At 46.2% G+C, this 12,380-nt stretch carries 15 protein-coding genes; 10 read left to right on the top strand and 5 right to left on the bottom strand.

Going from position 1 to position 12,380, the window contains the following annotated elements; all coding sequences use genetic code 11:
- The first annotated feature begins 240 nt into the window (after positions 1 to 240).
- Both EAE30_RS18460 and tsrA read left to right on the top strand, forming a co-directional pair.
- Positions 241 to 1,452, top strand: coding sequence for a multidrug effflux MFS transporter (locus EAE30_RS18460; RefSeq protein WP_123017225.1), 1,212 nt, complete (start codon positions 241 to 243; stop codon positions 1,450 to 1,452).
- 102 nt (positions 1,453 to 1,554) lie between these two features.
- Entirely contained in the window at positions 1,555 to 1,836 is a 282-nt protein-coding gene (tsrA, locus tag EAE30_RS18455; protein ID WP_123017224.1) for an H-NS-like global regulator TsrA, read from the top strand.
- Positions 1,837 to 1,878: 42 nt separating this feature from the next.
- Here the strand turns inward: tsrA and asnC are convergent, their stop codons facing one another.
- On the bottom strand, positions 1,879 to 2,346 hold the full coding sequence (gene asnC, locus EAE30_RS18450) for a transcriptional regulator AsnC (RefSeq protein WP_123017223.1): 468 nt from the start codon (positions 2,344 to 2,346) through the stop codon (positions 1,879 to 1,881).
- 161 nt (positions 2,347 to 2,507) lie between these two features.
- On the opposite strand from asnC, the gene EAE30_RS18445 reads away from it, so the two are divergent.
- Together EAE30_RS18445 and EAE30_RS18440 are read left to right on the top strand one after the other, a co-directional pair.
- Positions 2,508 to 3,296 carry a class I SAM-dependent methyltransferase gene (locus tag EAE30_RS18445; RefSeq protein ID WP_123017222.1) on the top strand — a complete coding sequence of 263 codons (789 nt, stop codon included), beginning with the start codon at positions 2,508 to 2,510 and terminating at the stop codon, positions 3,294 to 3,296.
- Between the two features lie 24 nt (positions 3,297 to 3,320).
- Positions 3,321 to 3,755 (top strand): hypothetical protein, encoded by a 435-nt coding sequence (locus EAE30_RS18440; protein WP_164711891.1) that lies wholly within the window; start codon positions 3,321 to 3,323, stop codon positions 3,753 to 3,755.
- Between the two features lie 62 nt (positions 3,756 to 3,817).
- Here EAE30_RS18440 and EAE30_RS18435 read toward each other — a convergent pair whose 3' ends face one another.
- Positions 3,818 to 4,243, bottom strand: coding sequence for a universal stress protein (locus EAE30_RS18435; protein ID WP_123017220.1), 426 nt, complete (start codon positions 4,241 to 4,243; stop codon positions 3,818 to 3,820).
- 162 nt (positions 4,244 to 4,405) lie between these two features.
- Between EAE30_RS18435 and ftnA the strand changes: the two genes are divergently transcribed.
- From ftnA to gntR, 4 genes are all read left to right on the top strand, one after another.
- A complete protein-coding gene (gene ftnA / locus EAE30_RS18430; RefSeq protein WP_123017219.1) occupies positions 4,406 to 4,933 on the top strand; it encodes a non-heme ferritin in 528 nt (175 codons plus the stop codon).
- A gap of 64 nt (positions 4,934 to 4,997) precedes the next feature.
- Positions 4,998 to 5,321 (top strand): universal stress protein UspB, encoded by a 324-nt coding sequence (uspB, locus tag EAE30_RS18425; protein ID WP_123017218.1) that lies wholly within the window; start codon positions 4,998 to 5,000, stop codon positions 5,319 to 5,321.
- Between the two features lie 104 nt (positions 5,322 to 5,425).
- Positions 5,426 to 6,613, top strand: a complete 1,188-nt coding sequence (locus tag EAE30_RS18420) for a BaiN/RdsA family NAD(P)/FAD-dependent oxidoreductase (RefSeq protein ID WP_123017217.1) — start codon at positions 5,426 to 5,428, stop codon at positions 6,611 to 6,613.
- A 141-nt stretch (positions 6,614 to 6,754) separates the two neighbouring features.
- Positions 6,755 to 7,765, top strand: coding sequence for a gluconate operon transcriptional repressor GntR (gene gntR / locus EAE30_RS18415; protein WP_123017216.1), 1,011 nt, complete (start codon positions 6,755 to 6,757; stop codon positions 7,763 to 7,765).
- A 72-nt stretch (positions 7,766 to 7,837) separates the two neighbouring features.
- On the opposite strand, the gene gntU is transcribed toward gntR, so the two are convergent.
- Positions 7,838 to 9,184 (bottom strand): gluconate transporter, encoded by a 1,347-nt coding sequence (gntU, locus tag EAE30_RS18410; protein WP_123017215.1) that lies wholly within the window; start codon positions 9,182 to 9,184, stop codon positions 7,838 to 7,840.
- A 158-nt stretch (positions 9,185 to 9,342) separates the two neighbouring features.
- Here gntU and EAE30_RS18405 point away from each other — a divergent pair, with 158 nt between their 5' ends.
- Together EAE30_RS18405 and EAE30_RS18400 are read left to right on the top strand one after the other, a co-directional pair.
- On the top strand, positions 9,343 to 9,831 hold the full coding sequence (locus EAE30_RS18405) for a gluconokinase (protein ID WP_123017423.1): 489 nt from the start codon (positions 9,343 to 9,345) through the stop codon (positions 9,829 to 9,831).
- Positions 9,832 to 9,929: 98 nt separating this feature from the next.
- Positions 9,930 to 10,328: a YbaN family protein gene (locus EAE30_RS18400; RefSeq protein WP_123017214.1), complete on the top strand. Its 399-nt coding sequence runs from the start codon at positions 9,930 to 9,932 to the stop codon at positions 10,326 to 10,328.
- Between the two features lie 75 nt (positions 10,329 to 10,403).
- Here the strand turns inward: EAE30_RS18400 and yjfF are convergent, their stop codons facing one another.
- Both yjfF and EAE30_RS18390 read right to left on the bottom strand, forming a co-directional pair.
- Entirely contained in the window at positions 10,404 to 11,405 is a 1,002-nt protein-coding gene (gene yjfF / locus EAE30_RS18395) for a galactofuranose ABC transporter, permease protein YjfF (RefSeq protein WP_123017213.1), read from the bottom strand.
- Positions 11,398 to 12,345: an ABC transporter permease gene (locus EAE30_RS18390; RefSeq protein ID WP_241967707.1), complete on the bottom strand. Its 948-nt coding sequence runs from the start codon at positions 12,343 to 12,345 to the stop codon at positions 11,398 to 11,400. The genes yjfF and EAE30_RS18390 overlap by 8 nt, the downstream gene beginning before the upstream one ends.
- Positions 12,346 to 12,380: the final 35 nt, after the last annotated feature.

The following is a 12,380-nucleotide window of genomic DNA, read 5'->3' as shown; positions in this document are numbered from 1 at the left end:
TTAAAAATATGTTTATAACGTTACTCTTTTTGACATTAAGTCGCAATTTAATCCATGGGTTTCATTGCGGGATGTGAAATAGGGGCAAGATGGATTATGGTGACGCTCAAGCGGTGACGACTCGCTCAGTGATTTTCGACGAGGAACGCTCTTTGGCTCATCCCAATAGAAAAACGGCACTATCTTTCATACTGTTATTTCACTATATTCCGTACAACTTTTCAGCTTTAGGAGTGCTTTGTGCAAACCCATCACCGTGCGAGTCCGCCACCTCGTTATCAACTTTTACTCTTAACCTTATTGGTGTTGTTTAGTCCGTTAGGTATTGATATCTATTTGCCGGCATTACCGTTGATATCAGAGACGTTTCACGTGGAACATGCTTTGGCGAAATACACCATCACTATTTTTCTGTTTTCGATGGGATTAGGGCAATTATTTGCTGGTCCTTTAGCGGATCGTTATGGTCGGCGTTATGTCGCATTAGGGGGGATTGTGCTCTATGGAATGAGTGCCTTACTTGCTTGGTATGCGCACAATATTGAGTGGATGCTCACAGCTCGTCTTATGCAAGGGTTTGGCGCATGTGCCACATCGGTGGCTGCTTTTGCGACCGTGAGAGATGTGTTTGGTCCTGAACGGAGTGGCCGTATGATCAGCTACCTTAATGGTGCGATTTGTTTTATTCCGGCACTGGCTCCAATTTTAGGCAGTTATCTGACGCAAACTTTTTCTTGGCGAGCTAATTTTTCTTTTATGGTCGGATATAGCGTGTTTTCAGGGGCACTCATTTGGCTGATCATGAGAGAGACCAACCCTGCGACCGAGGCAGAGAAATCACAACCGACGTTTCAATTAGAGCGTTACTGGAGTGTCATAAAACATCCGATGTTTTTATTCCATGCGAGCTTATGTATGTTAGCGATGGCTGTGATTTTATCTTATGTAACGTCTGCACCATTAGTTTTAATGGACCGCCTCGGACTCTCCATGAACAGTTTTACATTGTGGTTTGGAATCAATGCAGCACTGAATATAATAGGGTGTATGATGGCTCCTAAAATTATGGATAAACTGGGGACGCACCGCACCATTGTGCTGGGCGTTATTTTATTAGGTATCGCTGGTGGTCTAATGGTATTGTTGTCGGGTCAACAATCGGCCTTACGATTTATGCTACCGATTTTTATTTCCTCGTTTGGTTTTGCATGGGTACTCGGTGCAGCCGCAGGGAAAGCATTAGCGCCTTTTGGCGATAAAGCGGGTACGGCAGCGGCTTTGCTTGGCTTACTGCAAATGAGCGGCTCCGGGTTTATCGTAATAGCGGTTCAGTCATTAAATGTTACGCCTTATTGGCATATTGCGATTCAAATGTGGTTATTACTCCCAGGACTTGCCATACTCTTTTCTCCCGTCGGGAAAAAATGGCACCAGTGGGTGTTTGAGTCTTAATAATAAAGGACTCTCATAACGTGACTATCATATCTATATATCGGTACGAGTTTGCTTAGCGACCTCGTACTTCTATTAATTATATTTTTGGAACATGAATAAATGTCTTTAACAACCTACGAAATGGCTCGCGTTTTAGAGCAGCTAGACGAGTCTCCAGAAAAGGTAATGTTTGGCAAGTTACTGGCTGAGTTGGGTAACCAAAGTAGCGAGCGTATTCAAAGTGCCGCAAAACAAGTGCCAGTCAGTGTATTGAAAGATCTGGTGTATCAATTTCAGCAAGTGATCGAGTCACGCAAATATGAGCAAGTGGAAACACTGGCCAAGGAGCTGACAGAGCAGGGAATTTCTGCAGAAGAATTGCAAAACTACTTGAATAAGTAGTATCGAAATGGACCCAGGCCATGACCTCTGTTGTTATGGCCTTTATGGATTCACATTGCGGTTAATTGGGTTTTGTAACGAAATTAAGGTTTCAGTTGATTGAACCTCATCAATGGCCTGTAACTTATCAATCAATACGTATTGTAACTCTTCAATAGACCGGCACATCAATTTAACAAAGATATTATATGCCCCTGTGGTGTAATAGGCCTCAACCACTTCTTCTAGCGCATTCAACTTTGCTAACGCTGAGTGATAATCGCGCGCCGCATTCAAATTAATACCAATAAAACAACACACGTCGTAACCTAGTTTCTTGGTGTTAACAATCACTTCCGTACCTTGAATTACCTCTGCTGCTTTCATCTTTTCAATCCGGACATGTATTGTCGCAGGACTGACATTAAACTGTTTCGCCATATCCGCGTATGGTCGACGGGCATCATCCATTAGAATTTTTAAGATGGCTTTATCCAGCTCATCAAGCTTCGCCGTTAATGGTGAGGTCATGGAAGGTCTCTTTTTGTTGTTCTCATCATTGGTATATTAACATTGTGGGTGAGAAAACACCTCTTTCGTTATAGGGCAATGAGATGCTCGACCTAGTAATGGGTATTTAAAGTAAAATCCGTTAAACTGCTCAGCAGTATCAGCATGATTGGAGCCTTCTTTTGCGAATACAATTACTGGCCGAAGCCAAGCAACGTGAATCTGAATTGGTTACATTGGCGCAGCGCTGGGGATTAACTCATGATCAGAACAGCCTATTTGCGCTCGTGTTAACTGAAGACCGCTTGGAACTGCGTAAACTTGATGAACCTAAGTTAGGTGCGATTGCCGTCGATTGGACTTCGGGTGCGGTTGCTCATCGCCGTAAATATGGAGGGGGTAAAGGTCAGTCTATCGCCAAAGCCGTCGGCTTAAACAAAGGCGTGATACCGACCGTTCTTGATGGAACCGCTGGGCTGGGCAGAGATGCATTTGTACTGGCGTCTCTTGGATGTCGAGTTCAGTTGGTGGAACGTCATCCTGTGGTGGCGGCTTTATTAGAGGATGGTATCGAGCGAGCCAAGCAGGATGCGGACATTGGTGAGTGGGTTCGTGAGCGCGTAACTCTTTTGCATGCGTCAAGTCATACGGCGCTTGAGCAGTTAATTCGCGATGAGCAGTTTATTCGTCCTGATGTGGTGTATCTCGATCCGATGTATCCTCATCCAGACAATAAAAAGAAATCCGCTTTAGTCAAAAAAGAAATGCGGGTATTTCAATCTTTGGTCGGTGCTGATAGCGATGCAGACTTTCTATTGGCGCCAGCATTAGCGCTGGCAACCAAACGCGTTGTGGTCAAGCGCCCTGATTATGCCGAGTGGCTGCAGCAGCAAAAACCGACGATGACCATAGAAACGAAAAAAAATCGCTTTGATGTCTATGTATTAGCGTCAATGAACGATACTGAATAAGTCTGTGTTCCAATAAGGACGAGAATGATGAGTAAAACATTGTGCAAATGGCCACGCAAAGAGATCGCCGATTCATTTGATGAATTATGCCAGGTGGTTGCTCGTCCTGCTTTTGTTTGTCGCAGTTGTGCGCGTAGCGCATCAGCAGCCTCATTTTTGTGTAAGCCGATGCCATTAGAGACGGATGGTCCTTTGCCGCGAGAGTGTGTTCTTGAAGCGGCGGATAGAGACGCCCATAGCGATAATGTTGGGGTGAGGATAGTCGAGCCGGTTGAACCCGCCATCAAGCAGACGAAGAAAGCGTTAAAACGGCAGAAAAAAGCGAATAAAAAACTCGCTAAATTGGCGAAACAGCAGAAGAAATGGGCGAAAAAACAGAAAAAGCTCGAGCGATCATTTCAAAAACTGCAAAAGCATTTCCCCATGTATATTGATAACGAAAATCCCCCAATTCATTAACGCTGCATCGCGGTAAGGCTGTGGTTCGCATCATCATCAGGGGTGCAAACCACAGTATGCGCTTATTCGTTAAAGGGCACGACTAACAGATCCACTGGTGTACAGTTCATCAGTTGTCGGGTGGAGGAGAGTAACTTACTCCAAAAATCTTGATGATGCCCACACACCACCAGATCAATACTGAATTGTTCAATGGTCTCACACATTTCATTACTTAAATCGCCACTCCCCACTAACGTATGGGTGATGGGATAATTGGCGTAGGCGGCTAGCTCACGTAGTTGATCGAGCGAGGATTCCATTGAGTGGTTTTGTGTTTCGACTAGATTGATGTCGATGAGTCCAGTGTACAGTTCCGCGTAATTCACATCGATATGGATAAATGAAATATTGGCATTCAGTGGCTTTGCCAGAGCGACGGCTTTATCGATCAGTATTTTACTGTCTTCTGATAAATCGACGGCAACTAAAAAGTGTTGATAACTCATAATGCTATCTCCTACATGATAATAATAGAGAGTTTAGCAGGGGAGCCTAGGAACATGTTGTCGATGTGATCCCAGATCCCAGTCACAACTAAACTTAGCCCACATTAGCATATGAACATGTTATAGTTTGATAAATAAACTATCAGAGAGTTAGGAGTGCGTATGTTAGCAAAGGCGATGATCGATGAGCTAAATGAGCAAATTAACCTAGAATTTTTCTCATCCAATCTATACTTACAGATGAGTGCTTGGTGTGAAGATAAAGGCTTCGAGGGCGCTGCGATGTTTTTACGTAAACACGCCCAAGAAGAGATGGAACATATGCATCGTTTATTCACTTATGTGAGTGAAACTGGCGCATTACCGATCTTAGGCACCATTGACGCTCCAAAGCATGATTATTCTGGTCTTGGTGATGTGTTCCGTGAAACGTTTGAACATGAGCAAATGATCACAAAAAACATCAATAAGCTCGCGCATGTTGCGTTCACGACTCAAGACTATTCAACGTTTAATTTTCTTCAGTGGTATGTCGCAGAACAACACGAAGAAGAAAAACTGTTTAAAGGTATTTTAGATAAACTTGAACTGGTTGGTGAAAACGGCCAAGCCTTGTTCTTTATTGATAAAGACCTAGCCAATATGGCAAAAGAGAGTTCATCGTCTGTAATGGACACTTCCGCCGAGTAGAAACGAGATTCATCCTCGAGCCTTTTTTCTTCTCAGTGTCCGCAGAGGGTGTGGGGAGGAGAAGATGCTCGATATAGATATGTTTTTTTTCGCCTTAGCGATCGTAACCTTGATTAACGTGGCTCGGTGTTTAAGCGCGTTGCGCTCTTTGTTGTATATTATGAGAGAAGCGCATCCATTGTTGTACCAGCAAGTGGATGGCAGGGTGTTCTTCTCTTTGCAAGGAAACCTCGCTAAGCAAGTTCGCCTGTATCATTATCTGAAAAATCGAGATTATCACACACATCATGATGAAGTATTCACCGCAAAGTGTGAACGTGTACGCCGGTTGTTTGAGTTAAATACGGCACTGCTGGTGGTTATAGTTACCGCCGTTTTGATGGTGTGAACATCAGATTGGAAAAGTTCTTGTTTACCGTTAAAATAGCGACGTATTAAGGAAAGGATGTGCCTAGCACATCCTTTTTTATTTCCGTAATGAGTAAATAACGCATGAGTAAGAAAGTCGATGTAGTCGTAATAGGTGCCGGAGCGGCAGGGTTAATGTGTGCCGCAGAGGCAGGCAAGCGCGGTCGACAGGTACTCGTGTTGGATCACGCTAAAAAGCCCGGAAGAAAAATTCTTATTTCAGGTGGTGGGCGTTGTAATTTTACCAATTATGATATTAGCGCTCATCAATATTTATGTGGGAATCCTCATTTCGTTAAATCCGCATTGTCTCAATATACTCAATGGGATTTTATTGGTTTAGTGAGCCAGTACGGGATTGATTATGAAGAGCGCGACCATGGCCAACTGTTTTGCCAAGAGAGTGCCAAAGACATTGTCAACATGTTGCTGGCTGAAGTGGATCAGCCGACGATTGAGCAACAGTATCAAGTTGGGGTCACTCACATTGCAGCGGCAGAACACGGATTTGAATTGGCCACCACACTGGGTAATATCGAATGCGAATCGTTAGTCATTGCGACGGGTGGGTTATCGATGCCTAAGCTGGGAGCGACGCCGTTCGGTTACAAAGTGGCAGAGCAGTTTGGCTTGCCAATCATCCCGACGACCGCTGGTTTAGTACCATTCACCTTACACAAAGAAGATAAAGAAGCCTTTGCTGAGCTGTCCGGTGTCGCGGTGCCTTCAGAGATTGAAGCGCAAGATGGTACCGTGTTTAAAGAATCCTTGCTGTTCACGCATCGTGGTTTATCCGGTCCTGCCGTCTTGCAAATTTCATCCTTTTGGAAACCGGGTCAAACGGTGCAGGTTAACTTAGTTCCGAATGTGGATATTGACCGCTTGTTAGCTACCGCGCTGGAAAAACATCCTAATCAAACGCTAAAAACCACTTTAACGAAAATACTGCCTAAAAGGTTGGTTGAGGTGCTGATCGCACGTCAACTCATCATCGATAAGCCGCTCAAACAGTTCCAAGGTCGCCAGTTGGCTCAAGTAAGTGAGCAGTTACAAACTTGGCAGATCTTGCCTAATGGAACCGAAGGCTACCGAACGGCAGAAGTGACACTGGGAGGCGTGGATACCAATGTTCTCTCATCAAAAACGATGGAATGTAAGCACGTGAAAGGATTATATTTCGTCGGTGAAGTAATGGACGTCACCGGTTGGCTAGGCGGTTATAACTTCCAATGGGCTTGGTCGAGCGGTTATGTCTCTGGTCAGCGAGTGTAGTCTACTCGATATTCTTGTTATCACACCGCATCGGAAAGGCTTCACTCAATAGTTAAGTGTGTAGTAATGTATGACTTTTAACCCAGTACCTACTATAACTGGGCGACTAATCACCGATTCCTTCAATGATAGATAAGGCACATGACTAAAAAACGTCGACCTACTTTACAAGATGTTGCTGACCAAGTCGGCGTAACCAAAATGACGGTCAGTCGTTATTTGAAAGATGAAAATCAAGTGTCTGCCTTAACACGCGCTAAGATTGCTCATGCGGTTGAGGTGCTGGGGTATATCCCCAATCGAGCGCCTGAAATTTTAGCGCAGTCAAAAAGTCATGCGATCGGTGTGTTAGTTCCCTCATTAACCAATCAAGTGTTTTCCGAAGTCATCCGTGGTATTGAAAAAGTCACGGAGCAGTTTGGTTATCAAACCATGTTTGCGCATTATGGGTATCAGCCGGAGGTAGAAGAAGCCCGCATTGCTTCTCTATTATCTTATAACATCGATGGGTTACTTTTATCGGAAAGCCTTCACAGCGCAAGAACCGTGCGGATGATTGAAACGTCAGGCATTCCTGTCATTGAAATGATGGATTCGGCGTCACCGTGTATACAGCAATGCATTGGCTGGGATAATCGCTTGGCTGCTCAAGAAATGACGGAAGTGATGATTGCAAAAGGGCATCAACATATTGTGTATCTGGGTGCCAGAATGGATGAGCGAACTCGTCAAAAAATGCACGGTTATGAGGTGGCGATGAACTTAGCAGGGCTGAAGCCTGCGTCGATCACGACGGATAGAGCATCGTCATTTTCATTGGGGGCGGAGCTGTTGCATCAAAGTTTGGCCAAATACCCAGAGGTGGATAGTGTTTTTTGTACCAATGATGATCTCGCGGCAGGTGTTATTTTCGAGTGTCAGCGGCAAGGGATAAAAGTGCCAGAGCAGATGGGCATCGCAGGGTTTCATGGTCATGATGTGGGTCAGTCGATGACTCCGAAACTGGCCAGCGTGATTACTCCGCGTGAGCAGGTCGGAAGGCTTGCGGCGACGCAGTTGGTTGAGCGATTAACAGGTCAGCCTTATGAACAGACCGCGATTGATCTGCGATATCGTATCGATGTGGGTGAGAGCTTACGCGCTCAATCCTGAGCATGATACGAATAACAACAAGGCCCAGCATCGTGCTGGGCCTTGTTGTTTATGGCGTAGCAAGCCTTTGATTTATGGTAGGAAGAGTGACACCAGAATGGCAACCAGTGCGCCTGTCGTACCAATGATGGTTTCCATCACGGTCCAAGTTTGCAGAGTTTGCTTTTCAGACAAGCCTAAGAAGCGATTGGCTAACCAAAAACCCGAATCGTTGACGTGTGATAACACAATTGCGCCCCCACCAATGGCAATCGTCACTGCGGCTAATTGTGCGCCACCTAGATGCAATGGTTCGAGCATTGGTGTGATGAGGCCGCACGCCGTGAGCATGGCCACGGTTGCGGAACCTTGAATGACACGGACAGCAGCGGCGAGAATGAAGGCCAATACCACAATCGGTAATCCGGTTTCTGTCAGCATGTTCCCCAGCGCACCACCAACCCCAGAATCAATGAGCACTTGCTTGAACACACCACCAGCCCCTGTGACTAGAATAATGACGCCTGCGGGTTGTAGAGCGCTGCCACAAATTTCCATGATGCGCTCTCTAGAGACACCGCGACGAACCCCCAACAAATAGAACGCTAACAAACAAGCTAATAGAATGGCCGTAAATGGGTGACCGATCAGTTGTAGCCAGCTATTGAGAGCGGAGTCTTTATCGATGAAGCGCGCTACAATGGTTTTTAAGCCAATCAAGAGCAATGGGAAAGCAATCATACTGATCGCCAGTCCGAAAGAAGGAGGTGTGCCGCCTTCGCGCTCTTGTTCGGTAGATTGAGCATGCTCGGGTAATTCGACATGGACTTTTTTCGCGATGAGGCTACTAAAAATCGGGCCGCCTAAAATCATGGCCGGAATCGAGGCTAATAAACCGATACCAATCATATAACCGAAGTTCGCGTCCAATTGGGAGGCGACCAGAATCGGCCCTGGCGCAGGAATCAAAAATGCTTGGCAGGTGGCAATACCCGCGAGCAATGAAATACCAATTTTGACCACACTGCCGCCGCCGCGTCGGACCACGGCAAAAGCAATACCGATGAGCAGCACCACCGCTACATCAAAGAACAAGGGCAGAGCACAGATAAATCCAGTGAAGGTCATCGCCCAGTGCGCTTTGTTATTGCCAAAGCGATGAAGCAAGGTGTAAGCCACTTGATCAAGAGCACCCGTTTCTTCCATGACACGCCCAAACATCGCCCCTAATGCGACAACGACTGCGACAAAACCGAGCGTTCCTCCCATCCCTTTTTCAATGGTGGCGGCAATGTCAGCAGGGTTCATACCGGAAGCAAGGCCAGCGATGAAAGAGACTAAGATCAGTGCGACAACGGCATGAAGTCTTACCTTCATGACGAGGAAGAGCAGTAAGGCGATGGAGCCTGCGGCTGTGTAGATAAGCGAGATATCGGACATAAAGGTACCTTTTGAGGGTTTGTTAATGCGTTCACATTTCTTTTAGTTATGCGTAACATGTTACGGGTAACGTGGTAGAGTGAAAATCAACAAAGTTCGGAAATGAGAGTGAGGTCAATAAAGTGGCTAAAGAAAAAAAAGGCAATAGCTATTTGTTCATGGGAGTTTCAAGCTGCGGAAAATCATCGATCGGTGCCGCGGTTGCCAAGCGTTTAGGCGCAAAATTTATTGATGGGGACGACTTACACCCGAAAGCCAATATCCTCAAAATGAAATCGGGAAATGCATTAAATGACGAAGACCGAGCTCCTTGGTTAGAGCGAATCAACGATGCTGCCTTCAGCATTGAGATGAAATCCGAAGAGGGCGTGCTCGTTTGTTCTGCGTTGAAACGTCGCTATCGCGATCAAATTCGTCAGGGTAACGAGAAAGTCACGTTTATTCATCTACACGGTGAGTTTGAACTGGTAAAGCAGCGCATGCAGGAACGGGCCGATCATTTCATGCCAGTCGAGTTACTGAAAAGCCAGTTTGAGACCTTAGAAATGCCAGACTCCGATGAACAAGACGTTGTACAAATTAGTATTGATGGCTCGTTTGACGACGTCGTTGAACGTTGCGTTACCGCGATTCAAGCAGAGCGTTGAGAGAATCACAGACCACGACGCACTCATGATGATAAGTGGTTCCTTCGCCTAAGCGCTTCATCTATACTCTGAAGACGATTTAGGTCAGAGGGGCCGCTATGCGATTATGGGTGTACAAAGTCATTGCCGTTGTGAGCTTATTACTCGCATTTGCTGGCGTATTACTACCAGGTTTACCCGCCACTGAATTTGTGATTTTGAGTGCTTGGGCTTCCGCGAAAGGGTCTCCGACCATTTATCGTTTTTTAATGTCGCGTCCTTTTTTTCGCGACATGATTACCAACTGGCAAAACGGTAAAATCATTTCGCGCCGTAACAAATGGCTGTCGACGGTGTCGATTTCCGTGTGTTTTGCCATTTTGATGCTTCATAAGGCGCCTCTGTGGATTGTATGGAGCGCGTCTTTAGGGATGTTGATTGCCTTAGTGATTATTTGGCGCCGACCTGAATCCCTCGCGCAAGTCCGTGTTAAACCGGTGACACCAGAGCAGAAATAAAAAGCCCCTCTGGTAAGCGGACTTAAATACCAGAGGGGAAATGACAAGAGCAAACGGGAGTTGATTGGCTAACGACTAACTGGGGAGCGGTACTTCTTTATCCGCGCGAACCGTATGCACCACTTTACGTCTTTCACTGATGACGATAAGCAGGCGCTGCATACCAATAAAGGTAAACAGTAAAATACCCACAATGATTTTCGTCCACCAAGAACTGAGTGTGCCATCAAAGGTAATGTAAGTTTGGATTAAGCCTTGAATTAACACCCCAAACAGTGAGCCAAATACGGTTCCGACCCCTCCGGACAGCAGCGTTCCACCGATCACGACGGCAGCAATGGCATCCAGTTCTACACCGACTGCCGCGAGTGGGTAACCGGCTGAGGTGTAAATCGAGAACACAATGCCGGCGAGCGAAGCAAGCAGTGTCGAAAGCGTGTAAATGCCTATTGTCGTCATTCGCACAGAGATGCCCATTAATGACGCCGAGGTTGGGTTGCCGCCGATGGCATACACATTATTCCCAAAGCGAGTGCGATGCGCGAGCAACATGCCAATTGCGACGACCACCAACATGATCACGGCGATTAAGCTCAAGCGTCCCCCTCCCCAAATATGCCAAGAGGTCCGTGACAACGCATGGAAGGTTGGGTGATTGATCGGAATAGATTGTTCTGAGATTAAAAAGCTGGTACCACGCAAAAAGAACATTCCCGCTAAGGTAACGATAAAGGATGGAATCTTCAGCGTGTCGATAATCCAGCCCATGAACGCTCCAAAGAGCGCGCCGGCAATGAGGGTGATCAGCATTGCCGTATAAGGGTGAATACCATGACTGATTAATGTCGCCATGAGTACCCCAGTAAAGGCAATGACGGAGCCCACTGAGAGGTCAATGCCGCCCGACAGAATCACGAATGTCATCCCAACCGCAAGAATTCCTAGAAATGCATTATCCGTTAGGATGTTACAGATCACTCGAGTGGTCATGAAGGCAGGAAAATCTAACGCACAGAAAAAGTATCCAACCAGAAAAACACTGATGGTAATAAATAATGGGAAATGACGCTTAATCATGATTCATTCTCCCTTTGATGGCACGAATCACAGCCGGTGATTGCAATATCAACACAATCAACACGACAACGGCTTTAACAATTTGATTCCATTGAGGTTGGTAACCGGATAAAAGAATCCCCGTATTAATACTCTGAATGATGTAAGCCCCAATGAGCGCGGTAAATAAATTGAACCGTCCGCCCATGAGAGAGGTACCACCAATGACCACGGCTAAGATCGCATCCATTTCTAGCCATAAGCCTGCATTATTGGCGTCCGCGCCTTGGATATCAGCGGCGACAGCAATCCCGGCGATAGAAGCCATGATGCCACTGATGACATAAACGGACATCACGATAGCTGGCGTATGGATACCGGCATTTTTGGCCGCCTTAATATTAATCCCTACGGATTCAATGAATAATCCGAGAGCGGTTTTTTTTGTTAAAAGCCAAACGACAATTGCTGCGAATATCATGAGCCAGACGGGAGTCGGCAAGTACAAGAAGGAGCCACTGCCTAACCAAGACAGTGTGTCATTTGTGAAGGTGATGACTTGCCCTTTGGTGATCAATTGGGCAATGCCTCGACCGGCGACCATCAAAATTAATGTCGCGACTATCGGTTGGATTTTGAACACCGCCACTAAGAAGCCGTTCCATAATCCGCATAAAGCACCGGCAGCGATCGCACACATTAAAATAAAACCAGGCTCGTAGCCTTGTGAGGCTAAACTTGCCATCACGGCGCCACTGATCGCCATGACAGCGCCAACGGATAGGTCAATGCCGCCTGTGGCGATCACCAAGGTCATCCCCACGGTTAAAAGTGCGACTGGGGCGCCTCGGTTTAGGATATCAATGGTGCTGCCGAATAGGCGTCCGTCTTGAATGTGAATAGAAAAAAAGTTATCTGCAATGAGGCTATTCACGAGCAGCAGTAATAGTAAAGCTGCCAATTGTGGGGTACCTTTGGGCAAATGAAAGGATGATT

Origin of the sequence: Vibrio zhugei (genome assembly GCF_003716875.1) — a bacterium.
GTDB lineage: Bacteria > Pseudomonadota > Gammaproteobacteria > Enterobacterales > Vibrionaceae > Vibrio > Vibrio zhugei.
This window is presented reverse-complemented; position numbering and strand designations above follow the sequence as displayed.